23 protein-coding genes and 2 pseudogenes are annotated in these 23,247 nt (G+C 53.0%); 10 read left to right on the top strand and 15 right to left on the bottom strand.

Annotation, left to right across the window (positions count from 1 at the left end; translation table 11 throughout):
* Nucleotide 1: 1 nt before the first annotated feature.
* The 7 genes from paaG to paaA are packed head-to-tail and all read right to left on the bottom strand — an operon-like array spanning nt 2 to nt 5,138.
* Nucleotides 2–790: a 2-(1,2-epoxy-1,2-dihydrophenyl)acetyl-CoA isomerase PaaG gene (paaG, locus tag K7B04_RS17235; protein WP_223802593.1), complete on the bottom strand. Its 789-nt coding sequence runs from the start codon at nt 788–790 to the stop codon at nt 2–4.
* A gap of 2 nt (nt 791–792) precedes the next feature.
* Nucleotides 793–1,560 carry a 2,3-dehydroadipyl-CoA hydratase PaaF gene (gene paaF / locus K7B04_RS17230; protein ID WP_223802592.1) on the bottom strand — a complete coding sequence of 256 codons (768 nt, stop codon included), beginning with the start codon at nt 1,558–1,560 and terminating at the stop codon, nt 793–795.
* Nucleotides 1,557–2,627, bottom strand: coding sequence for a 1,2-phenylacetyl-CoA epoxidase subunit PaaE (paaE, locus tag K7B04_RS17225; RefSeq protein WP_223802591.1), 1,071 nt, complete (start codon nt 2,625–2,627; stop codon nt 1,557–1,559). Before paaE ends, paaF begins: the two co-directional genes overlap by 4 nt.
* Nucleotides 2,628–2,634: 7 nt before the next feature.
* Entirely contained in the window at nt 2,635–3,135 is a 501-nt protein-coding gene (gene paaD / locus K7B04_RS17220; protein ID WP_167575867.1) for a 1,2-phenylacetyl-CoA epoxidase subunit PaaD, read from the bottom strand.
* Nucleotides 3,136–3,147: 12 nt separating this feature from the next.
* Complete coding sequence (gene paaC, locus K7B04_RS17215) at nt 3,148–3,903, bottom strand: 1,2-phenylacetyl-CoA epoxidase subunit PaaC (RefSeq protein ID WP_223802590.1); 756 nt, start codon at nt 3,901–3,903, stop codon at nt 3,148–3,150.
* A gap of 7 nt (nt 3,904–3,910) precedes the next feature.
* Nucleotides 3,911–4,198: a 1,2-phenylacetyl-CoA epoxidase subunit PaaB gene (paaB, locus tag K7B04_RS17210; protein WP_003030843.1), complete on the bottom strand. Its 288-nt coding sequence runs from the start codon at nt 4,196–4,198 to the stop codon at nt 3,911–3,913.
* 10 nt (nt 4,199–4,208) lie between these two features.
* The gene (gene paaA, locus K7B04_RS17205; RefSeq protein ID WP_223802589.1) at nt 4,209–5,138 is read right to left on the bottom strand and encodes a 1,2-phenylacetyl-CoA epoxidase subunit PaaA; all 930 of its coding nucleotides are present in this window, start codon (nt 5,136–5,138) and stop codon (nt 4,209–4,211) included.
* A gap of 285 nt (nt 5,139–5,423) precedes the next feature.
* On the opposite strand from paaA, the gene paaZ reads away from it, so the two are divergent.
* The 4 genes from paaZ to K7B04_RS17185 all read left to right on the top strand — a co-directional run bounded on the left by paaZ (nt 5,424) and on the right by K7B04_RS17185 (nt 12,153).
* The gene (gene paaZ, locus K7B04_RS17200; RefSeq protein ID WP_223802588.1) at nt 5,424–7,469 is read left to right on the top strand and encodes a phenylacetic acid degradation bifunctional protein PaaZ; all 2,046 of its coding nucleotides are present in this window, start codon (nt 5,424–5,426) and stop codon (nt 7,467–7,469) included.
* Nucleotides 7,470–7,653: 184 nt separating this feature from the next.
* Entirely contained in the window at nt 7,654–9,921 is a 2,268-nt protein-coding gene (gene tynA, locus K7B04_RS17195) for a primary-amine oxidase (RefSeq protein ID WP_223802587.1), read from the top strand.
* Between the two features lie 246 nt (nt 9,922–10,167).
* Nucleotides 10,168–11,286, top strand: a complete 1,119-nt coding sequence (gene asd, locus K7B04_RS17190; protein WP_167575872.1) for an aspartate-semialdehyde dehydrogenase — start codon at nt 10,168–10,170, stop codon at nt 11,284–11,286.
* 213 nt (nt 11,287–11,499) lie between these two features.
* Nucleotides 11,500–12,153: a LysE family translocator gene (locus tag K7B04_RS17185; RefSeq protein WP_163445505.1), complete on the top strand. Its 654-nt coding sequence runs from the start codon at nt 11,500–11,502 to the stop codon at nt 12,151–12,153.
* A 159-nt stretch (nt 12,154–12,312) separates the two neighbouring features.
* Here the strand turns inward: K7B04_RS17185 and K7B04_RS17180 are convergent, their stop codons facing one another.
* A complete protein-coding gene (locus K7B04_RS17180) occupies nt 12,313–12,837 on the bottom strand; it encodes a hypothetical protein (protein WP_223802586.1) in 525 nt (174 codons plus the stop codon).
* A 400-nt stretch (nt 12,838–13,237) separates the two neighbouring features.
* On the opposite strand from K7B04_RS17180, the gene K7B04_RS17175 reads away from it, so the two are divergent.
* Complete coding sequence (locus tag K7B04_RS17175) at nt 13,238–13,858, top strand: histidine phosphatase family protein (RefSeq protein WP_167575875.1); 621 nt, start codon at nt 13,238–13,240, stop codon at nt 13,856–13,858.
* Nucleotides 13,859–14,048: 190 nt separating this feature from the next.
* Here the strand turns inward: K7B04_RS17175 and K7B04_RS17170 are convergent.
* A pseudogene (locus K7B04_RS17170) lies at nt 14,049–14,640 on the bottom strand (isochorismatase family cysteine hydrolase); the annotation flags it as partial.
* A 40-nt stretch (nt 14,641–14,680) separates the two neighbouring features.
* Nucleotides 14,681–15,883: an MFS transporter gene (locus K7B04_RS17165; protein ID WP_223802585.1), complete on the bottom strand. Its 1,203-nt coding sequence runs from the start codon at nt 15,881–15,883 to the stop codon at nt 14,681–14,683.
* An 85-nt stretch (nt 15,884–15,968) separates the two neighbouring features.
* Between K7B04_RS17165 and K7B04_RS17160 the strand changes: the two genes are divergently transcribed.
* On the top strand, nt 15,969–16,619 hold the full coding sequence (locus K7B04_RS17160; RefSeq protein ID WP_223802584.1) for a GntR family transcriptional regulator: 651 nt from the start codon (nt 15,969–15,971) through the stop codon (nt 16,617–16,619).
* A 210-nt stretch (nt 16,620–16,829) separates the two neighbouring features.
* Nucleotides 16,830–17,231 (top strand): hypothetical protein, encoded by a 402-nt coding sequence (locus K7B04_RS17155; protein ID WP_223802583.1) that lies wholly within the window; start codon nt 16,830–16,832, stop codon nt 17,229–17,231.
* A gap of 171 nt (nt 17,232–17,402) precedes the next feature.
* Here the strand turns inward: K7B04_RS17155 and K7B04_RS17150 are convergent, their stop codons facing one another.
* From K7B04_RS17150 to K7B04_RS17135, 4 genes are all read right to left on the bottom strand, one after another.
* Nucleotides 17,403–17,777 (bottom strand): hypothetical protein, encoded by a 375-nt coding sequence (locus K7B04_RS17150; RefSeq protein ID WP_163449599.1) that lies wholly within the window; start codon nt 17,775–17,777, stop codon nt 17,403–17,405.
* 116 nt (nt 17,778–17,893) lie between these two features.
* The gene (locus tag K7B04_RS17145) at nt 17,894–18,484 is read right to left on the bottom strand and encodes a GNAT family protein (RefSeq protein WP_223802582.1); all 591 of its coding nucleotides are present in this window, start codon (nt 18,482–18,484) and stop codon (nt 17,894–17,896) included.
* Nucleotides 18,485–18,638: 154 nt separating this feature from the next.
* Nucleotides 18,639–18,944 carry a transposase gene (locus tag K7B04_RS17140; RefSeq protein WP_223802581.1) on the bottom strand — a complete coding sequence of 102 codons (306 nt, stop codon included), beginning with the start codon at nt 18,942–18,944 and terminating at the stop codon, nt 18,639–18,641.
* Between the two features lie 244 nt (nt 18,945–19,188).
* Nucleotides 19,189–19,899, bottom strand: coding sequence for a YnfC family lipoprotein (locus K7B04_RS17135; protein WP_223802580.1), 711 nt, complete (start codon nt 19,897–19,899; stop codon nt 19,189–19,191).
* A 231-nt stretch (nt 19,900–20,130) separates the two neighbouring features.
* On the opposite strand from K7B04_RS17135, the gene K7B04_RS17130 reads away from it, so the two are divergent.
* Together K7B04_RS17130 and K7B04_RS17125 are read left to right on the top strand one after the other, a co-directional pair.
* Nucleotides 20,131–20,448: a YebG family protein gene (locus tag K7B04_RS17130; RefSeq protein ID WP_223802579.1), complete on the top strand. Its 318-nt coding sequence runs from the start codon at nt 20,131–20,133 to the stop codon at nt 20,446–20,448.
* Nucleotides 20,449–20,665: 217 nt separating this feature from the next.
* Nucleotides 20,666–21,052, top strand: coding sequence for a VOC family protein (locus K7B04_RS17125; RefSeq protein WP_163449594.1), 387 nt, complete (start codon nt 20,666–20,668; stop codon nt 21,050–21,052).
* Between the two features lie 69 nt (nt 21,053–21,121).
* Here the strand turns inward: K7B04_RS17125 and K7B04_RS17120 are convergent, their stop codons facing one another.
* Nucleotides 21,122–22,147 carry an NAD(P)-dependent alcohol dehydrogenase gene (locus K7B04_RS17120; protein ID WP_223802578.1) on the bottom strand — a complete coding sequence of 342 codons (1,026 nt, stop codon included), beginning with the start codon at nt 22,145–22,147 and terminating at the stop codon, nt 21,122–21,124.
* A gap of 105 nt (nt 22,148–22,252) precedes the next feature.
* Between K7B04_RS17120 and K7B04_RS17115 the strand changes: the two are divergent.
* Nucleotides 22,253–23,159, top strand: a pseudogene (locus K7B04_RS17115) (LysR substrate-binding domain-containing protein).
* The last annotated feature ends 88 nt before the right edge of the window (nt 23,160–23,247 follow it).

Raw genomic sequence — 23,247 nt, 5'->3', positions numbered from 1 at the left:
CTTATTTCCCGCTGAACTGAGGTGGACGTTTGGCGAGGAAGGCGCTGACGCCTTCGCGATAGTCGTCGCTGCGACCGGCCAAACGCTGGTAGTCGCGCTCAAGCTCAAGCTGCTGATCCAGTGAGTTGGTTTCAGAAAGTTGTAAGGCTTTCTTAATCAGCCCCAGACCATAGGTCGGCTGGGTGGCGAAATGGCGCGCCATGGTCAGCGCGGTATCTTTCAACTCGGCGTCGTCAACCACCTGCCAGATCATCCCCCACTGCGCGGCCTGTTCGGCGCTGAGGTTGTCGCCGAGCATCAGCAGGCCAACGGCACGAGCACGACCGGCAACGCGCGGCAGTACCCAGCTTCCACCGCAGTCCGGCACCAGGCCAAGCTTGCTGAAGGCCATGACAAACTTTGCTGAACGCGCGGCAATCACGATGTCGCAGCCCATCGCCAGCGTGGCGCCAGCACCGGCGGCGACGCCGTTCACCGCGCAGATAACCGGTTTTGGCAGCGCGGCTAAACGGCGCACCAGTGGGTTGTAAAAGCGTTCCACCGACATGCCCAGATCCGGCGCGGGGCCGCTGGGGTCAACGTTACGGTCGTTCAGATCCTGCCCGGCGCAAAAGCCGCGTCCGGCGCCGGTGATCAGCAGGCAGCGAATGGTGTCGTCGCGTTCGGCCTGTTTCAGGCAGTCGGCAAGCTGCTGGTGCATCACATCGTTAAAGCTATTGAGTCGGTCCGGGCGGTTCAGAGTGAGGGTCATTACACCCTGTTCCACTTCGCTGAGAATGAATGCATCCACGATTAGCGTCCTTTAAATTCCGGTGTGCGTTTTTCTAAAAAGGCGCTCACGCCTTCACGACGATCTTCGGTGCCGCTGAGCAGCGTAAACAGCTGACGTTCCTGCACCAGACCGGCCTGCAATCCCACCTCCTGGGCCAGACGCAGCGACTGCTTTGCCGCCCGCAGCGCCAGCGGTGAGTGGCGAGCGATGGTCGCCGCCAGCTTCAGCGCGTATTCATCAGAGAGGTTCGCCGGGTGAATATCGCTCACCAGCCCGGCCTGCTGCGCGCGCCCGGCATCAATACTTTCGCCACTCAGTACCATGCGGCTGGCCAGCGCTTTTCCGACGCTGCGAATAAGGCGCTGCGTACCGCCAGCGCCCGGCATGGTGCCGAGGGTAATTTCCGGCAGACCAAAGCGGGCGTTATCGCCAGCAATGACCAGATCGCACAGCAGCGCCAGCTCGCAGCCCGCGCCCAGCGCGTAGCCGTTCACCACCGCAATCAGCGGTTTGTTGAAGGCATCAATACGCGCCCACAGACGCGGGCGAATATCGTCGAAGGTGGCGGGCAGGTCTTTTTCCGCCATTTCGTTGAGATCGGCACCGGCGGCGAAATAACGCGGGTTGCCGCTAATCACGCAGACGCTGATACCTGAATCTGCCGCCGCGCTTTCCAGCGTTTCGGCAATCTGCGTCAGCAGCGCATTGTTCAGGGCGTTACGCGCCTGCGGGCGGTTCAGGGTCAGTTGCAGCACGCGGTCGTGACGGGTAATCAGCAGTTCGCTCATGCCATCCCCCGCGCGTCAAAGTCGACTACCACGTCGCCGCTGGTGGGCAGCGCCTGGCAGCTAAGAACATAGCCCGCCGCCACTTCATCGGCTTCGAGGCTGTAGTTGGCGGCCATCGCCACTTTACCGCTCACCACCTTGCATTTGCAGGTGGCGCAGACGCCGCCTTTACAGGCAAATGGCAGGTCAGCGCCCTGACGCAGCGCGGCGTCGAGAATGCTGTCATCTTCGGCGTTCAGCGAAATCAGGCGATCACGGCCGTCCTGGCGGATAGTGACCGTGCGGCCCTCCGCCTGTACGCCGGTGGCGCGTTTCACGCTGCTGCCGGGGGTGTTAAAGCGCTCAAGGTGAATCGATTTCTCCGGCACGCCCAGCTCGCGCAGCGCCACTTCGGCTTCGTCCATCATCGCCGACGGGCCGCAGATAAAAGCATCGTCAAAGCGACTGAAATCGATCAGCGTTTTGCCGAGCGCATGCAGTTTGTCGCCGTCGATGCGCCCTTGCAGCAGATCGCTGTCCATCGACTCCTGGCTGAACAGGTGCACTATCTGTAAACGCTGCGGATAGCGGTCTTTCAGGTCAGCCAGCGCCTGACGGAACATCATGCTGTGGCTGCTGCGGTTGCCGTAGATCAGGGTGAACTGACTCGCCGGTTCGGTCGCCAGTGTGGCTTCGATAATCGCCATCATCGGCGTAATGCCGGAACCGGCGGCAATGGCCAGATACTCCGCTTCGCGCCCGGCCTGCGGTTGGTAGCCAAAGTGCCCCTGCGGCACCATCACCTCAAGCGCCATGCCCTGCTGAATATCGCTCTGGGCATAGCGGGAGAAGCGGCCGCCGTCGATGGCTTTGACCGCCACGCTGATTTCAGACGGCGAGCGGCTGCGGCAGATGGAGTAGCAGCGGCGTAACTCCTCCCCGCCGAGGCGGGTTTTCAGCGTCAGATGCTGGCCCGGACGGAAGGCGTAAACGCTACGCAGCGCGTCGGGAATGGCAAAAGTGATGGTGACCGAATCACGGGTTTCCGGTTCAACCTTTGCCACGGTAAGCGAATGAAATGTTGTCATCGCAGCCTCAAATACATTTAAAGTAATCAAAGGGTTCACGGCAGCTATCGCAGCGATACAGCGCTTTGCAGGCCGTGGAACCGAATTCGCTAATCAGCGAGGTGTGGGTGCTGCCGCAGCGCGGGCAAACCACATCCTTCGGCAGCGCGTCGGCGTGGCAGGCGTGGGCCTGCGGCGGGCTGATACCGTACTGACGCAGACGTTCGCGGGCATCCGGGCTCATCCAGTCGGTGGTCCACGGCGGGTCGAGCTGCAGCACAATATGCACAGGCGTATAGCCGTGCTCCGCCATCACCGCGCGAATTTCCCCCAACAGATGTTCAGTGGCCGGGCAACCCGAGTAGGTCGGCGTAAAGCCAATCACCCAGCCGTCGCCGTGACGCTCCACGCGGCGCACCATGCCGAGGTCGGTAATGGTCAGCACCGGCACTTCCGGGTCTGGAATGGCGCTTAATAATCCCCAGACGGTACGCACTTCCGGGGGCGCGATTGCGGCGAGACGTTGCATAGCCACCTCCTGCTACCACTGCTGGCCGGGATACGACCGCTGTAAATACTGCATCTCTGCCAGCATCGGGCCGAGATGTTCGCTGTGCAGCCCCTGCTTACCGCCGCGACGGAACGCCGCTTCTTCAGGGATTTGCAGACCCGCATCGAACAGCGCGGTGTGCACCGTCGCCTGCCATTCGGCCGCTAATTCGCGCGGGTCAACGGCGATGCCCTGCTCGCTCAGGCTGATATCCAGCTCATCGGCCATAAACAGTTCACCGGTGAAGCGCCACAGGTTGTTGATTGCCTGCTGCATCAGTTGCGCGGAATAGTCGGTGCCGTTGCCCAGACGCTCCAGCCAGCCGCGGCTAAAGCGCAGGTGATAACGCACCTCTTTCAGCCCTTTGGCGGCGATGGCGGCAATCTGTGCGTCGCGGCTATTCACCAGACGGCTGAACAGCGCCACATGCCAGGCATCGATAAAAAACTGACGGGCAATGGTGTCGGCGAAATTACCGTTCGGCTGTTCCACCAGCAGCAGGTTGCTGAACTGACGTTCATCGCGGCCAAAGGCCAGCGTGTCTTCATCACCACTACCGTTCAGTTCGGCGGCGTAGCTCAGGAAGTTGCGCGCCTGACCCAGCAGGTCAAGGCCGATATTGGCCAGCGCGAGGTCAATCTCCAGCTCCGGCGCGTGGCCGCACCAGGCGCCTAAGCGCTGGGCCAGCACCAGGCCGTTATCGCCAAGACGCAGCGCATAGGTTGCAACGGGGTTTTGCGTGTTCATCGTTGCCTCACATATGTTCCATGCCGTCCGGCACGGTATAGAACGTCGGGTGACGGTAGACCTTGCTCTCGGCAGGGTCGAAAAACTCACCGCGGTCTTCCGGCTGTGAGGCGACGATTTCGCTCGCCTTCACCACCCAGATGGAGCAGCCTTCGCTGCGGCGGGTGTACGCATCGCGGGCATTTTCCAGCGCCATTTGATCGTCGGCGGCGTGCAGGCTGCCCACGTGACGGTGCGACAGACCCTGTTTGCTGCGGACAAACACTTCGTATAACGGCCAGTATGTTTTGCTCATCTTTTTCTCCTCAGGCGGCATCGCGAGCGCGTTGTTTTTCGGCATGCGCCAGCGCGGCTTCGCGCACCCATGCCCCCTCTTCCCAGGCTTTGCGCTTGGCGCCCAGACGTTCGTGGTTACAGATGCCACGCCCGTTGATGACTTCGTTGAGTTCCTGCCAGTCGATTTCGCCGTAACGGTAGTGACCGGTGGCTTCGTCAAACGCCAGATCGGCATCCGGCACCTTCATGCCAAGGATCTCGACCTGCGGGACAGTGTTGTCGACGAAGCGCTGACGCAGTTCATCGTTGGAATGCAGTTTGATCTTCCACGCCATGCTGCGGGCGCTGTTCGGCGAGTTGTCATCGCTCGGCCCGAACATCATTAATGCCGGCCACCAGAAGCGGTTGATCGCGTCCTGCAACATCTGCCGCTGTTCTTCACTCCCCGCCGCCAGCGCCATGCAAGCTTCAAAGCCCTGACGCTGGTGGAAGCTCTCTTCTTTGCAGATTTTGACCATTGCCCGGGCATACGGGCCGTAGGAGGTACGGCACAGCGCCACCTGGTTAACGATGGCCGCGCCGTCGACCAGCCAGCCAATCACGCCGATATCCGCCCAGGTCAGCGTCGGGTAGTTAAAGATGGAGGAGTATTTCATCTGCCCGTCGAGCATCTTCTGGTAGATGTCTTCGCGAGCGCAGCCGAGCGTTTCCGCCGCGCTGTAGAGATAGAGGCCATGCCCGGCTTCGTCCTGCACCTTCGCCAGCAGAATCGCTTTCCGGCGAAGCGTTGGGGCGCGGGTTATCCAGTTGCCTTCCGGCAGCATGCCGACGATTTCTGAATGCGCATGCTGACCAATCTGGCGGATCAGCGTTTTGCGGTACGCATCCGGCATCCAGTCCTGCGGTTCGATGGCTGTTTCCTGCGCGATGCGCTGGTCAAAGCGTTGTTCTTCTGTCACGTCATCACCTTATGATTCCGATAAATTCAACAAATCATTTTTTGCGAATCACTTTGTTTTATGAAAGTTACATCTTAGTTAAATAAAACCACAAATTTTGTTTACTAATTTTGTGATACATACCGCAATCACCGCTGATTTATCGCAGGTAAACCGAATGCTAATCAATGCACGTAAGGTGCCCGCGATCGCATTGTTAACAAATTATTAAAATCTGACTTGCATTTAATGATTCATGAAAGAACTATTAATGGCGAGAATTCGTAACATATCTGGAGAAACACCATGCAGCAGTTAGCCAGCTATTTGTCCGGCGTCTGGCAAACCGGCCGGGGCCGCGCCCGTACTATCCACCACGCCATCAGCGGTGAGCCGCTGTGGGAAGTGACAAGCGAAGGGCTGGATATGGCGCAGGCGCGCCGTTTTGCGATTGAGCACGGCGGCAAAGCGCTTCAGGCGATGACCTTTATTGAACGCAGCGCGATGCTGAAAGCAGTCGCCAAACATCTGATGGAATTGAAGGCCGACTTCTACGCCATCTCCGCCGAGACCGGCGCAACGCGCGGCGATAGCTGGGTGGATATCGAGGGCGGTATCGGCACCCTCTTCACCTACGCCAGTCTGGGCGGTCGCGAGCTACCGGATGACGTACTGTGGCCGGAGGATGAGCTGATCCCGTTGTCCAAACAGGGCGGCTTTGCCGCGCGCCACGTGCTGACGTCGAAATCCGGCGTGGCGGTGCATATCAATGCCTTTAACTTCCCCTGCTGGGGCATGTTAGAAAAACTGGCGCCGACCTGGCTTGCCGGGATGCCTGCCATCATCAAACCGGCGACCGCCACCGCCCAACTCACCCAGGCGATGGTCAAAGCCATTATCGACAGCGGCCTGGTACCGAACGGCGCGATTAGCCTTATCTGCGGTAGCGCGGGCGACCTGCTCGACCATCTCGACAGCCAGGACGTGGTGACCTTTACCGGTTCGGCACATACCGGGCAGCAGCTGCGCGTGCATCCGAATCTGGTGGCGAAGTCTGTCCCCTTCACCATGGAAGCGGACTCGCTGAACTGCTGTGTGCTGGGCGACGATGTCACCTCAGAGCAGCCGGAATTTGCGCTGTTTATCCGTGAAGTGGTGCGCGAGATGACCACCAAGGCCGGGCAGAAATGTACCGCCATCCGCCGCATTATCGTGCCGCAGGCGCAGGTAAGCGCAGTCAGTGAGGCGTTGATTGCCCGTCTGCAAAAAGTGGTGGTCGGCGATCCGGCGCAGGAAGGCGTGAAGATGGGCGCGCTGGTGAACAGTGAACAGCGTCAGGATGTGCAGGATAACGTCAACCGTCTGGTGGAAGCGGGATGCGAGGTGCTGCTGGGCGGCAAAGCAGATCTCAGCGCCGCCGGAGCCTTCTTCCCGCCAACCCTGCTGTTCTGCGCGCAGCCGGATGAAATCTCCGCGGTACATGCCATTGAAGCCTTTGGTCCGGTTGCCACCCTGATACCGTATCAGAATACCGAACACGCGATGACGTTGGCTCGCGCCGGTGAAGGCAGCCTGGCCGGAACGCTGGTAACCGCCAGCGGCGAACTGGCGCGTGAGTTTATCCTCGGTGCCGCCCGCGCTCACGGGCGTATTCAGGTGTTAAACGAGGAATCCTCCGCGGAATCCACCGGCCACGGTTCCCCGCTGCCGCAATTGGTACATGGCGGCCCAGGACGTGCAGGCGGTGGTGAAGAACTGGGCGGCCTGCGCGCGGTGAAACATTACATGCAGCGCACCGCTATTCAGGGCAGCCCCACCATGCTGTCTGCCGTTAGCCAGCAGTGGGTGCGCGGCGCGCAGGTGGTGGAAGATCGTATTCACCCGTTCCGTAAATACTTCGAAGAGATTCAGCCTGGCGATAGCCTGTTGACCCCGCGTCGTACCTTAACCGAAGCGGATATCGTCAACTTTGCCTGCCTCAGCGGCGACCACTTCTATGCCCATATGGACAAGATTGCGGCAGCCGATTCCATTTTCGGCGAGCGCGTGGTGCACGGCTACTTTCTGATTTCCGCGGCGGCCGGTCTGTTTGTTGACGCGGGCGTCGGCCCGGTGATTGCTAACTACGGCATGGAAAACCTGCGCTTTATTGAGCCGGTTAAGCCGGGCGATACCATCCAGGTGCGCCTCACCTGCAAGCGTAAAACGGTCAAACGCCAGCGCAACGCCGAAGAGAAAGCCACCGGCGTGGTGGAATGGGCGGTGGAGATTTTCAACCAGCATCAGCAGGCGGTGGCGCTGTATTCCATTCTGACATTGGTCGCGCGTCAGCACGGGGATTTCCCGGCGTAAGCGGTGGTGACGTCCGGCAATTCAAACATTCATGCCTCTGCGGAGGCATTTTTTGTAACTGGCAAAACTGACAAATAACCTGGCAAGCGCAAGCAAACGTCTCGTGACGATCGGCTGCTAGGGTAAGAGACTGAAGCCGAAGTAGCAGCGGCAAGGCACAACATAACGATAAGATGAGGTCACAATGTCAACAGGCTCGATTCGTTCAAACCGTAAAACAGCGCTGGCGCTGGCCGTCGCCCTGTTCTGCGCCTGGCAAGCTCCAGCCTTCGCCCACGGCGGCGAAGCGCATATGGTTCCAATGGATAAAACCCTGCAGGATTTCGGCGCTGATATGCAGTGGGATGACTACGCGCAGATGTACACCCTGATCAAAGACGGCGCATTCGTGAAGGTGAAACCGGGCGCGAAAACCGCGGTCGTCAACGGCAAACCCCTGAACCTACAGGTGCCGGTAGTGATGAAAGACGGTAAAGCATGGGTCTCCGATACCTTTATCAACGACGTTTTCCAGTCTGGCCTCGATCAAACTTTCCAGGTTGAGAAAGTGCCTCACCCGCTGAACTCCCTCTCTTCTGCTGAAATCAGCGAAGCGGTCACCATCGTGAAGGCCGCGCCAGAGTTCCAGCCGAACACCCGTTTTACCGAGATTTCCCTGCACGAGCCGGATAAAAAGGCGGTGTGGGAGTTTGCCTTAAAGGGCACTCCGGTTAACACTCCGCGCACCGCCGATGTGGTGATGCTGGACGGCAAGCACGTGATTGAAGCCGTGGTTGACCTGCAGAACAAAAAAGTCCTCTCCTGGAAGCCGATTAAAGACGCGCACGGCATGGTGCTGATTGACGACTTCGTCAGCGTGCAGAACATCATTAACGCCAGCAGCGAATTTGCTGAGGTACTGAAAAAACACGGCATCAAAGACACCACTAAAGTCATCACCACCCCGCTGACCGTCGGCTACTTCGACGGTAAAGACGGCCTGAAGCAGGACGCGCGCCTGCTGAAAGTGGTGAGCTATCTGGATACCGGTGACGGTAACTATTGGGCGCACCCGATCGAAAATCTGGTGGCGGTGGTTGACCTTGAACAGAAGAAAATCATCAAGATTGAAGAAGGCCCGGTTATTCCCGTACCGATGGAGTCTCGTCCATTTGATGGCCGGGACCGCGTAGCCAAGGCGGTGAAACCGCTGGAAATTATTGAACCTGAGGGTAAAAACTACACTATCACCGGCGATATGATCCACTGGCAGAACTGGGACTTCCACCTGCGCCTGAACTCCCGCGTGGGGCCGATTCTCTCCACCGTGACCTATAACGACAACGGCACCAAACGCCAGGTGATGTACGAAGGTTCGCTCGGCGGGATGATCGTGCCCTACGGCGACCCGGACGTAGGCTGGTACTTCAAAGCCTATCTGGATTCCGGCGACTACGGCATGGGCACCCTGACCTCGCCTATCGCGCGCGGTAAAGATGCCCCGAACAACGCCGTGCTGCTGGATGAGACCATCGCCGATTACACCGGTACGCCTACCACCATTCCTCGCGCGGTGGCGGTATTCGAGCGCTACGCCGGGCCGGAGTATAAACACCAAGAGATGGGCCAGCCGAACGTCAGCACCGAGCGTCGTGAACTGGTGGTTCGCTGGATCAGTACCGTGGGTAACTACGACTATATCTTCGACTGGGTATTCCACGAAAATGGCACCATCGGTATCGATGCCGGCGCCACCGGTATTGAAGCGGTTAAGGGCGTGAAGGCCAAGACCATGCACGATCCAAGCGCCAAAGAGGATACCCGCTACGGTACGCTGATCGATCATAATATCGTCGGCACCACCCACCAGCATATTTATAACTTCCGTCTCGACCTCGACGTGGACGGCGAAAATAACACCCTGGTGGCAATGGACCCGGAAGTGAAGCCGAACACCTCGGGCGGCCCGCGTACCAGTACGATGCAGGTCAATCAGTATACGATTGAGTCTGAGCAGAAAGCGGCGCAGAAATTCGATCCGGGTACCATTCGCCTGCTGAGCAATACCACCAAAGAGAACCGTATGGGGAACCCGATTTCGTATCAGATTATCCCTTATGCCGGTGGTACCCACCCGGCGGCGACCGGCGCGAAGTTTGCCCCGGATGAATGGATTTACCATCGTCTGAGCTTTATGGATAAACAGCTGTGGGTTACCCGCTATCACCAGGAAGAGCGCTATCCGGAAGGGAAATACCCGAACCGTTCCGTTCACGATACCGGCCTCGGGCAGTACGCGAAAGATGACGAATCGCTGAGCAACCAGGACGATGTGGTGTGGATCACGACCGGCACCACCCACGTGGCGCGCGCCGAAGAGTGGCCGATTATGCCAACCGAATGGGCCCATGCGCTGCTGAAGCCGTGGAACTTCTTTGACGAGACGCCGACGCTGGGCGAGAAGAAGAAATAATTCACAGCCTCGAATAGCCTCAGCAATGAGGCTATTCTCTCCTAAAACGCGATTAATCGCGCGCTCCCCCTGATATTAACGCCCTTTCGATTGCCCCCATTGTTCTTTCATTATTTTTACTAACCCCAGATGAAACATTCTTATTAAAGCGTTTTTTATCGTTTCACTTGATGACGATGTTTTATGAATAAGATATAAATCCCCCTCTTGATATTAACATTTTAACAACATCATTAAGGTTAAAAAATGACGCAGGTTGGCATTATTGGTTGGCGCGGGATGGTGGGTTCTGTTTTGCTGCAGAGAATGCTGGAGGAGAATGATTTCAATGGCATTTCCGCCCATTTTTTTAGCACCTCCAGTGCGGGTGGTCACGGTCCGGTTATTGATGGCATCCGCTATACGCTGAAGGATGCGCATTCTATTGAGGCGCTTGCTGAAATGGATATTATCATTACCTGTCAGGGTGGTGAATATACTAAGGCTATTTACCCCGCTCTGCTTGAATATGGCTGGAAGGGTTACTGGATTGATGCCGCTTCGGCGCTGCGTATGGACGAGAGAGCCTGTATTATTCTTGATCCCGTTAACCGTAAGAATATCGATCGCGCCGTCAACGATGGTATTAAACTTTTTGTCGGCGGCAACTGCTCTATTACATTAAGCCTGATGGGTCTTGCCGGTTTGATAAACGCAGACCTGATAGAGTGGATGAGCGTCATGACCTACCAGTCGGCTTCCGGCGCCGGCGCCAAACACGTTCGCGAACTCATCGCGCAAAGCGCTTATATCAGCCAACATTTGTCGCCCGATGAGCTGGAAAATCCAGGCTCGGTGCTGCCTTTAGTCAACAAAGTGAGCGAGTTGATTCGCAGCGATAAGATGCCCATCGACAACTTTGGCGCACCGCTAATGGGGAGCATTATCCCGTGGATCGACAGCGACTTAGGGGATGGAAACAGCCGGGAAGAGTGGAAAGGCGAAGCGGAAACGAACAAAATCCTGGGCCTTCCCGTGGGGACCATCCCGGTCAACGGTTTGTGCATCCGTGTTGGCGTGATTCGCTGCCATAGTGCGGCTATCACGCTGAAACTCAAGCGCGAAGTCAGTGAGGCCGAGTTTGAGGCATTGGTGACGCATTCCCATCCCTGGGTGAACTATGTGCCAAACAATAAGGAGGCAAGCGTGGCTCAATTGACCCCTGCCCACATCAGCGGTTCTCTTCAGGTGGGTATTGGTCGCTTTAAAAAAATGGCGCTGAACAATGACCCTATCTACTCGGTACTGACCGTGGGCGATCAGTTGCTTTGGGGGGCAGCAGAGCCGCTGCGTCGTATGCTGAATATCTTGTTGAATAGAATTTAACGATGAAAAGCAGCGCAGGATAGAGAGTGATTGAGGAATATTCTGCGGCTGTGGATTGAGCACAAAATGGCCCGGGGAAGCCTGGGCCAGCTTGTTTTTTGCGCCGTTAATTTAGCACCACTTTGGTAAGTTCGCGTTGTGCAATATGTTCCGCTTTTCGCGCGAATCAGTCTGCGGTAACGTAACGGAAAAATTTCTCCGGATTCAACAAACATGCCTTCCCTCGAAACGTTTATGACTTTCCTTCTCGCGCTGACGCTTCTGGAGATTTCTCCGGGGCCAGACATGATGCTGACTATCGCCAGAGGCGTCGGCCAGGGAAGACGTATTGCCCTTCTTACCGTTCTGGGTAATGTCTTTGTCGCAGGTTTTGTGCAAGTTTCCTTTCTTGTCCTTGGGCTGGTTACCGTCGTTCATGCGTGGCCGGTGGCGCTAGACCTCCTGAGGTGGGTGGGCGCAGCTTATCTGATGTGGCTGGGCATAAAAATGATTGCGACTTCCGGAACCGATACCCGGCTACGAAAAACGGCAAAAATTTCTGACTGGAATGCCGTTAAGGAAGGCGCCCTGAATAGCCTAACTAACCCAAAATCCCTGCTGTTTATGTTTGCTTTTCTGCCTCAATTTGTCGATCCCGCCGCGGGTCCTGTCTGGCTGCAATTGCTTGTGCTGGGCAGTATCCAAAAACTGGCAGGAATTGTTTCACTGGGCTCCGTCGCAATGGCATCAGGAACATTTGGGAACTGGCTAGGCCAGCACCCGGGGTTTATCAAATGGCAGGAACGTTTTACCGGCGTTGTGATGATAGGACTTGGTATCCGCATGCTGTTGAGCGGCTCTGGTGTAGTAACGAAAGCTGTCAGGTAATTTTACTGAAATGGTGGGCGAAATGTCCGCTTCGTGCCAGAAGCGGACATTGCTAAGTCTGCATTGCATTCACTGGAGACGTACAATGCAGACGATTAAATTACCTCTGCCAGTCACTGAAAACCTCCAAATGAGGCCCAGCCGAGGGCTGTTGACTGGCTATTTCAGCTTCTGTCTCAGATCGATGTAGACATTAGTCAGCTTTGCGACATTGGCTTCATCCATGGAGAGCGCTGAGAAGTCCACAAACCAGTTTCCAGTACTATGCTTATTGATAACAAATAGCTTTTTACCGTTCACGAAGCGATACTCAACATCGTAGTCTTTATGGGTCCACGAAAGATTATCCAGAATAGTAAATTTTGTCGGCTGCGCTGGATTTTGCGGATCCCATTTTAAAAAGTCGGTGTACATGGTTATCCAACTTTCGAGACTGTCCTTGGTGACATATCCGAAGTGACTCGACATATCCCCACCGTTGTATATAGCCATTACTGCGTATTTGCCTTTATCGTCAAGGCGAAGAATTCCATCAAAACCATCTTTGTACTGCGGTTCATTAACCAGCATCACTTCAACACCGGTTTTGTACTGTGTCCAAGTATAATAGAAAGCTGGTTTTCCTGGCGTTGAACACCCTGCCGTAAGTAACAAAAATATAAACCCTAAAATTCTAATCATCATTATTCCTTACTTAATAAAAACCATGTCTTTATCACAGTCAATATGTTATCTAACTTCAGTGCATAACATCCATGTTATATCGGCAAAAAAAAACCTTTCATGAGCGGTTATCTGAACTACATATGACGCCTCACCAGATTGTGATTCAATCAGTAGAGAACCGTCCGCTCCTCGCTCACAGCGGACCTTCACCTCAGTGACCTAGTCCGCTTCGTGCCAGAGGCAGAAGTTAACTACGGATAAAATTCAGCGCCTCACACCCAGAGCCGCTGCATAACGGCAATAAGCTACACTTGTTCATTATTTCCAAAACAGGAAAGCCTTCCACTGCTTCAAAGGTGTGTGTTTGACATCGCGCTGTTGGGGCATTTTGATCAACAACGAGCAAGGCCCGCTAACGATGAAATTGATACTTGTTCGACACGCAGAAACAGAGTGGAATTTGGAAGGAATTATTCAGGGGCACAGCGATAGCCCCTTGACCTGTCGGGGTTTTCGTGAAATATCCGTCCTACTAGCAGCGTTTAGTGCAAGTGAGTATCAAATAGAGCGTGTTTACGCTTCTCCGCTTGGACGTGCCTGGCAAATGGGGCGAAGCCTGGCTGAAAATTTTCGCTGTTCACTGACGGCTGAACCGGCCCTTAAAGAGCAGGCTTTTGGTCAGTTTGAAGGTATGCCGTTAGAACTACTCAGACAAAAACATCCGAACGATGCAAATGCGTTATTCAGGCTTGATGCAGAGTATTGTCCACCTGGGGGGGAGTCACTGGCGCATGCTTCTCAGCGAGTTATGCGTTTTTTACAAAACCTGGAAGAGACCTCATCACATCAACAAACAATATGTATTGTGTCTCACGGGCATGTCAGTCAGGGCACTCTGGCAATCCTTAAAGAAGGGACTGTCAATAATTTCCCTCGCTATGCTCACCCCAATGCAAGTTATTCTGTTATCGACCTGATCAATGGAAAATGTATCGGCCTAAAGTGGGGGATTGCTACACATTTACGTCACCTGAATTAGTGGCCACCTTGCAATCATTGAACACCCATCCTGCCAGAGCTATCATTATTTAAGCACAATTTCAGCTAGCGGACCTTCACCCCAGTAAACTCGTCCGCTCAGTGCCAGAAGCGGACGTTTATATGACCGGCAATCGCGCTTCTCCGGTCAACTCTACAACCCAAACGGTGGGTACTTCGACATCAGATATTTTATGCCCAGGCTTTTGATATTTCAGCAGAACCGGTAACAAAAGCATGTTGAGGCAGAATTTTTTCAAGTAAAAACAAATTGGTGTCATGATCTGGATCGGCACAACAATCTCTCGCAATCACCAGCCGGTAATCCAGGTCAAAAGCTTGCCCAACGGTAGACAGCACAACGCCACTTGTGGTGACGCCAGTAAGAATCAAGGTTTCTATTCCCTGCGCCCTAAGAACCAAATCGAGTTCAGTAAAGGAGAAAGCCCCCACTCTGCGTTTAACAATGACGACCTCATTCTCTTCAGGAGCGACATCTGCATGAATGGCCGTACTCTCGTTATCAACCATAAAAATGCCATTCTCTTTAATTGACGAGAAAATCGTGTTGTTGTGACTGACTTCAGGGTAACCCTTGCGGAATCCGACACTCACGTAGATAACCGTTACGCCAGCTGCGCGTGCGGTAGATATCAGCGATGCCGTGTTGCGAATAACATCCCTGGCACTCTCTTGCGGGAGGAAGTTGTTGAGGATGAGCATCTGAAAGTCCATTACCAGCAGCGCGCTATTTTTATTGATATTACTGAGTTGAGTCGTCATAAAATCTCCGGGATTTGCAGGTAAGAGGCAATGCCGTCAGTCAACGCGTTGCTAACTGACGATAAATTTTGAGGTTCCAGGCTGCTCCGAGCAGCACTATGCAACTGGTTGCCAGGAAGACGGCTCGCATACCGATATGCCCGCCGACAAAGCCGCCGATCAACGGCCCGATGAACTGACCTGCGAACTGTGCCGCTACGGAATAACCGAGGATGCTACCTACCATTCCTTCTGGTACACGATGACGTATTACCGCCGCCATACATGGCAGTAATCCACCTAGTGCCAGCCCCATAAGGAAACGCAGAGCAATAAGCTGGCAGCCTGAGGAAACAAACGCCTGAGGAATAAGCAGAAAACCGGCTGTCGCCAATGCCATTGTGATAATGCGTAAATGTCCTATCCTGTCAGCCAGTTTTCCAAGCCAGGATGCAGAAATAATGCTGCCCAGGGCTGCGGCAGCCATTACATATCCTGCCACTTTGGTTATCTGAGAAGCGTCACTGACGAGAGTTCGCACATAGACCGTAATAATGGGCTCTATCGACATGTTGGCCAGCATCAGCAGCAGACCGGTGCAAAGCATGCAAATAATTACAGTACGGGCAGGCAACTGCGACCAGCTCACTGCCGTTTTTGCCAGCGTATTCTCAGGCTTTTGCACCTCTTCGCGAATGAGAGTGAGGGTCATGATAAAGGATAGAAATATCAGCGCACCTGCACAGAAAAACGTGGTTCGAATGCCGAGCAGACCAGGTAGCCACCCGCCGGCAAGTGGACCGATAAGATTGCCCGCCATTACACCGGATGAAACAATCCCCAACGCCCAGGCTGCACGTTCTCTGGGAGCCTGGACTGCGATAAGAATTGTCGCACCGGATGAGTAGCCACCAGCCAGACCAACTAACAACCTTAGTCCGACAAGTTGCCATATATTGGTCACCAGCCCCATAAGCGAAACAGTCACCGCCATGCCAAGGCTGGCTCTCACGAGCATCGACTTGCGTCCATATCTGTCACCGAGTTTCCCCCAGACAGGGGCGATCAACCCGGCAGTGATAAACGTTGCGCTGAATGCTACGCCAGACCATTGCACGACCGCAGCATGCCCACTAACACCCAGTTCTTCGACATACAAAGGCAGAAACGGCAGCATAAGGGTCATTGCGAAGACCGTTGAGAACGAGCCAATGACGCAAACAAGCAGGTTTCGCTGCCAGAAGCTGTTATAGAATTGGGTCATAGAAACACTCTTTCTTGGTATACCAAATTGGTATACCATATCGATTGCGCATCTTACTGTCAATTTGCGGGAGAACATTGTTGTTATGAGTCAGGCATCAGAAGTTGAAAACCAATTAAGAAAACTGATACTCAGTATGGAGCTGGGGCCAGGAGAACGACTTACCGAGCGCTGGGCTGAAGCAACGTTTAACGCATCCCGAACGCCTGTGCGAGCCGCATTACAAAAACTGGAGTCAGAAGGACTGGTCCGTCGTGATGGGCTGCGCTGGTTAGTGGCACCGATCGATGTCGCAGAAGTTGAACAGCTATGTATTTACCGGGAAGTACTGGAAGTGGCGGCATTAAAACTAGCAGCCAGCCAGATGACAGAAGAACAACTCAACGGTCTGGAAAACCTGCTCAAAACGAAGACTACTGATGTGTCAGAAGAGGTGATGGAGGATGCCGGGACATTATTCCATCTACAGCTGGCCCGTCTTTGTCAGAATGCGTTTATTTTCGAAGGGGTAAGCGATGCCCTGCGCCGGCTTTCACGGGCACGATGGCTCGACAAAGCACCATCGAATCCCGCATGGGAAGATCATCAAGAGATCATAGCTGCGCTTAGGTCGCGGGAGACTGAAAAAGCGGCAGAGTTACTCGCCGTTCATCTCAGCGAAAGCCGCCTTCGCCTACTGGAAGCCATCAATTCAAGTAGACGGAGCTTGAGGGCAAGAGGTATTGCTATCTCCTGATTAAGCGGTGATTTTTTACGACAACATGACAGAGGTCCGCTCCTCGCTCACATCGGACCTTAAGCTCAGTCAGCAATGTCCGCCTTGTGCCAGGGGCGGACGTGGAAAACAAGAGTCTTAGTTGGTCAACGGAGAGCTGGTCAGCGGTTGTTGTCAATGCCAGGCTTCAACGTTTTAAATATTGCATTCACAATGGTAGGGATTCTACACATGAAAAAACAATTATTACTGCTTATATTGCTCGTCACTTCCCAATCGTGGGCAAATCAACCCTCCCCAGAGGAGCAAGCTAAACAAATGGCTGAAGCAGCATGTCTATACCAATACAATGTCATCTACTCTCGCTTTACTTTGGGTTTTTCTGAGGAAAAAGCAATTCAAGCATCGTCTCAAATACTAACTAATTATTTGGAGAGTCATAAAGAAAATGCAGGGGATTTTTTTCTCTCCTCGATTCGTAGAAGCACAATTGCACAATTACGGGAGTTAGAAGTAAATATAGCGGCAGTGCAGCAATTAAGAGATCCCCCATCAGATTTTAAAGATAATTTTTTATCCTCTTGTAATGAAATGAAAAAAGAGCAGTTGGAAGCTATGCATGTTTTTGGTTAAATCCACCATACATGCTGATGTGCTTATTTTTCGGCCATCGCATTTGTTACTTTTGAGCATCACTCATAGCATATTTCGCCACGCTTCAGGCGGTCCACTGCGTTCCAGGAGGAGACGTTGCTAACTACAGTCTTAGTTGGTCAACGGGGAGCTGGTCAGTATTTCTGCTCATCACTTTCGCAGACCCAACCGTATAAAATTATGAGGGAATAAAGGCGTAATCATTATCTTATCGTTAAAAATAAAAAGCTTAGGTGATATGGAGATGACATCGTAGATATTATCGACAATGAGTTGTAGATGGGTTCTGAACACGGGCACATCGGCATCATCCGCTATGACAAATACTGTTTCATTGCCTAAGCCGCTCCCATTAAACATATCATGAGTAAGTTCATAATCGCTGAAATCCATTTCCGACCATATGAGATTACCGCTATACCATGGATATTGATGAAAAATATCCATTACCATACTCAAATCATCCCCTTCCACAACATCAAAATCTGCCTTGAGCAACTCCTTACATCCCTCAAACAATGTCATGTCCACTCCCTTTGTGGCTGTATATTTTTATCATAACCTCCCGGGAGGATTGTCTAAAGGAATTATGAACTTCCGCTCCTCGCCCACAGCAGACCTTCTGTCCGCAAAACCTCGAGTTATTTTTCTTCCCTGTAACGGGAAAGGCGGTGCTCAAGGTTAGTCCGAACCTGCGGCCACTCATCATCAATTATGCTGTAGCGTATGGAAGTCCGTTTTCGACCATCAGGCATAATGCGTTCATTTCTGATGATGCTTTCCTGAACCGCGCCAATACGGAGAATGGCTGCCTGCGAGCGCTCATTCAATACATCAGTCGTAAACTGAACGCGAACACACTTCAGTTGCTCAAAAGCGTATTGCAGCAGTAACAGTTTACTCTCGGTATTTGCAGCTGTTTTTTGCCAGCTTTGGGAATACCAGGTGTGGCCTATTTCGAGTTTTCGGTTTTCTCGATCAATCTTCCAGAAACGTGTTGACCCAATGACGCGTTGGTCGGATGAGAGCGTTACCGCAAACGGCATGACTGTGCCTTCGGCCTGCCCCTTCAGGGCTTTCTGAATGTAGGAATCAGCGGTGTCAGCAGACGGAACCACCGTAAATGGCAGGGACCAGAGTTCCCCATCCGCCGCCGCATCAATCAATAGCTGAGCATCTGTCTCAAGCAGAGGACGGAGCGTGACTAGCGATCCTTGCAATGTAGGCGTCATATTTGTGACCTCACCGTTATTCTGTGTCGATGGATTGGACTGAATAATCCTGTTCCGAATGGCTTACTATGCCCCGTTTGCATTGAATAAGCGACTCATCAACAGGCGATTATCTGCTCACTGCTCCTGATGGTAGCTTGTACGCTCGGCGCCATTACCTGACGTTATATCCTTTTATGCTAATTCCCTTAATGTTGTATATCCCTGTTCGCTTAATTCGCTTGCCCTTTTTATCCGTAATAGTCGCTGTAATTGTGCTACAACGAATGGAATACCGTTCATCAATCACCAGCCGAATTGCTTCTGAAGGGTCTTCCACCTCCAGGAGGTCGTCAGTTTTATCCATGCCAAATGGTACAAGGTGAAAGGCGGTTTTTCCCGTTGATTTTCTGGTTATCTTCACAGGGTACAGTACATCACCACTTTTATGGATCAATTCAAGGCGTTCAGTGTAAATCATGGCAATTCTCCAGGGTTTGTCTACATGACAGTACAAATCGAAGCCAGGAGATACAACAAAAAAAGATCGGCAAAGATAAAATAGCCTAACACACATCATAATTCATTGAATTAGATACAAATAATCATAGACACTTTGAGCGGCGGTAATCTTTTACTGTTGTTTTGGTTGTAAGCCTGATGACGCAACGCTTGTCTGGCCTACAGGTTCGTTGCGATACGTGACTATCGCGCTTTTGCACCAATCAGAAATATTCCGTGTCGTGGTTTGAAACCCAGAACAGAATTGAGCCACGATATTCCTCATTTCCAGAGGATATCAGCGAGCATTTATCGGCATTGCCATCAACAGTATAAGAACAACTCTGTTTCACGCGCACAGTCGATTCCCCTCTTTTCGACACGATTTCTGAATCAACAAACTGTGCGCTTCCTGACGGATAAAAAATACGCTGGTCGGTGTTATCCTGGTAGTTTCGGATACGTACGGGTAATTGGCTATTGCCATATTCATATCGTTCTACCACTTCGCCCGTACTTTTATCGACAATAGTCTCAAGCAACCCACGTATATTGTAGTTAAGGGTATATTGCCCTGTTTCATTTTCAAGCTCAGTGATTTCGCAGCGACCGTTAATTTTTCCGGTAATGCGCTGACCATTAAAAGAGGTTAACGCCCCTTCTTTATTGACCAAATGAAAAATACGAGTGTTCTCCTTGTCAACCATATTGATATGAGTAAAACAGCCATTACGGTCATATCTTACTTCCGTCATCACCCTGAGTTTGCCGTTAACATCCCGAATCCACTGCACACTATGTTTGACGTTGCCGATGGTTGGATCATGCTCAAACAAAAGAGCAGCATTTAAGACCGCCGGTTTAAATTGCGTAATAGCTGCGGCATTAAATGATGCAGCGAAAAGAAACAGACTGCAAAGCGCCCTTACTTTCATTATTTATTCCTTTATGCAAGCCGTTTATCAAATTTGTTGCAAATAGCCATGGGTATGTTCGGTGTCAGCGGCCGCTGTTAATACGGGAGAACCACCAGGCCATTCTAGCGTCTTCCTGAAACAAGTTATATTCCGGTTTCTGGTAGGGCTTGCTCGGCTGTGGGTATTTTTAGCTGCAACACGGCCTCTGACTTGATATACTGGATATAATCACAGTGTAAGGGGCAAATCATGGCCGTTGAAATAAAATATGTTGTCGTAAGAAAAGGTGAAGAGAAAATGACATTTGCCAGTAAGAAAGAGGCTGACGCTCACGACAGACTGCTCGATATGGCAGAAGCGTTTACCGACTTCCTGTTGCAAAGCGGAATGCCGATGGATGAAACGCAGGCAGAAGATCTTGGTCTGTATCTCGCCGAGCAGAAAGTGACCGTGCAGCATATTTTACGCACCAGCAAGCTGCCGGAGATGAATACCGCAACGAAAACCGACACTCCAGCGTCTGATACGGCTGACAGTAAAAAAATTAAAGCCGTGAAGGCAGCCTGAATACCAGAACGTAACCTCACCGCTCCTGGAGCCGTAAGCAGAACACTGCTTGCGGCTTTTATTCTGCAAGGTGCCATCATCCATCCCTTGATGGACCTCATACATCAAGAATTAAGCGTATCTGGCAGGCTCTCATCGACAAATCAAAAGCAGGCTAACGTGTAAACTCATCGAAGATATCCACGTTCATACCCTATCTTCGCCAGGAGAGTCGCCGATGTTTAGCCACATGCGTATTGCCAGACCCGTCACCAATATTGAACGGTCTTTTTTGATGTACAGTCAGGGGCTGGGGCTGCAGAAAATTGCTGAATTCAACGACCATGACGGTTTCAACGGAATCATGTTAGGCCGGGAAGGCTTAGGCTGGCATATCGAATTGACTCATTGCGAATACCATCCGGTTCAACCGCTGCATACCGAAGAGGATTTACTCGTTCTTTATTATCCGGATGAAAAGGAATGGATGCATGCTTGCCAGAAAATGACCGATGCCGGTTTTATCATGACAAAATCATTCAACCCTTACTGGGACGTGAACGGGAAGACATTTGTTGACGTCGATGGATACAGAGTCGTTATCCAGAACAAAGCGTGGGGGTAGGACACGTACTCGTCAGCGCGTGTCCCCTGCTCGCCTGTATCCCGGTTAGTGCGGTGACCTCCCCGGCAATCAGTTAATCTGAATGACGATTTTGCCAAACGCGCCTTTATCGAGGTAGTTTAGCGCCTCTGGTAGTTCGTCGAAGCGGAAAGATTTGTCAATAACCGGTTTCAGGGCAATCGTGTCAACGGCCCGAACCAGATCTTCCAGCGCCCGCCGATGGCCAACGCCAATCCCCTGAACGGTTGGCGATTTGAGCAACAGTAACCCCCCTGGTGCTGAGGTGTCGTGCGTGTCCATCATCCCAATGAGTGAGATACGACCGTGCGACGCCACCGCGCGAACAGAATCGGCAAAATTACGGCCACCAACGGTATCCACAACGTGATCGATACCACGCTGATGAGTCAGCCGATAGACCGCGTCAACCCAGTCCTCTTTGTTGCGGTTAATACCATGATCAGCGCCAAGGGTCGCCGCTGCGGCCAGCTTGTCGTCACTGGATGAGGTAATAAACACTTCGGCCCCCATCGCTTTGGCAATCTGAAGGACAAAGATCGCCACGCCGCCCGTCCCCTGAACCAGTACGCTTTCACCGGCATGCAGGTGCCCACGCTCAACCAGGGCAAACCAGGCCGTCAGCCCCGCACACACCAGCGTACTGGCCTGCGCGTCGTTGAGCGTTCGTGGCGCCGCAACCAGCCACGCTTCACGCATCACGACGTATTCCGCCAGAACGCCCTGGATAGCGTACCCCAGGGTGTTGTAATGCGGATTGGCGGCATTATTTTCCAGCTTGCCATCAATCCAGTCGGCGTTAAAAGAAGAAATCACGCGATCGCCAGGGCGAAAACGGGTCACCCCAGGCCCAACGGCCTCAACCACGCCAGCCATATCGGAACCGGGGGTAAAAGGCATGGGCATGCCGTTCCCCATTCCGCCTTCAATAATGACCTTATCCCGGTAGTTAAGAGCGACCGCATTCACCCGCACCAAGACTTCATTCTGGCCGGGCTGCGGGATTTCTGCTTCGGTGAGTTTGAGATTCTGACGTCCGGTTTCGTTTAGCGTCCAACGTTTCATCGTACGGTTCATGGCGATTCCTGCAAAGTTAATCACGGATGGTATGGATGGTAACATTGCGCTTTACGCTACAGTGGAGATAGTATTTCCTCTAATTGATTCCTGAATGGCAACAATATGAAAAGTGAATTGAACAGTATTCCCGTCTTTGTCGCCGCGGCTGAATCGGTGAGCTTTTCACAGGCTGCCGCCAAACTTCACGTCACGCGTTCGGCGGTAGCCAAAACCGTCTCCCGGCTTGAGGAAAGATTAGGCGTAACCCTTTTTAGCCGTACCACCCGCAGCCAGAGTCTGACCGACGAAGGCTCGCTTTATTACGAATACTGTCGCCGGGCGCTGGCGGAAATCAAAACGGCAGAGGATATCCTGGACAGCGGCAAACTCCAGGCAAACGGCAAACTGCGGGTCTCCGTTCCTGTTCTGCTCGGCCACTTGTGTATTGCGCCGCTATTATCGGCGCTGGCAAAAGAACATCCGCAGCTGATACTGGAAATCTCGTTCAGCGATCGCCAGGTTGATTTGTCAGAAGAAGGGTTCGATCTGGCCGTCAGGATCGGCGCACTGGCCGACAGCAGTAGCCTGATTGCGCGTCAGCTGGCCGCACACCATGGTTTTCTGCGCCTCTGCGGATTATCTCCGCCGCGCCGGTGAGCCCACTTGTGCAGAAGACCTTCATCAACACGAGGCGGTGGCCTACATTCATTCCGGGCGCATTCTCAAATGGCGAGTGCAAAATGAGCGTGGGGAAGCAATCGAGATGAATCCTCCAGCCAGAATCATGATGGATGATATGCAGGCGGTAAAAGACAGTGCGTTAACGGGAGCGGGAATTGTCTGGCTGCCCTACTGGCTGGTCAAAGAGCAACTGCTTAACGGCGAACTGAAACAAATATTAAAAGCGCAGTCTTCGGGAACGTGGCCAGTTTATGCCGTATGGCTGAGAACGCCCCATCCTTCTCTTAAGGTCCGACTGGCCGTCGATAAACTGATAAGCGAGTTGCCCGCGATGATGACTGTCGCATAAATGCCGGAACTCGCTTGGTTGCCTGATGGCGCTTCGCTTATCAGGCCTACAGATTATGGCGATAGGTTTAAGTATCGCCTCAACCGTA

This window comes from Kluyvera sp. CRP, assembly GCF_019930565.1.
GTDB lineage: Bacteria > Pseudomonadota > Gammaproteobacteria > Enterobacterales > Enterobacteriaceae > Kluyvera > Kluyvera georgiana_A.
The sequence above is the reverse complement of the archived record's forward strand: the minus strand, read 5'-3'. Positions and strand labels throughout refer to the sequence as shown.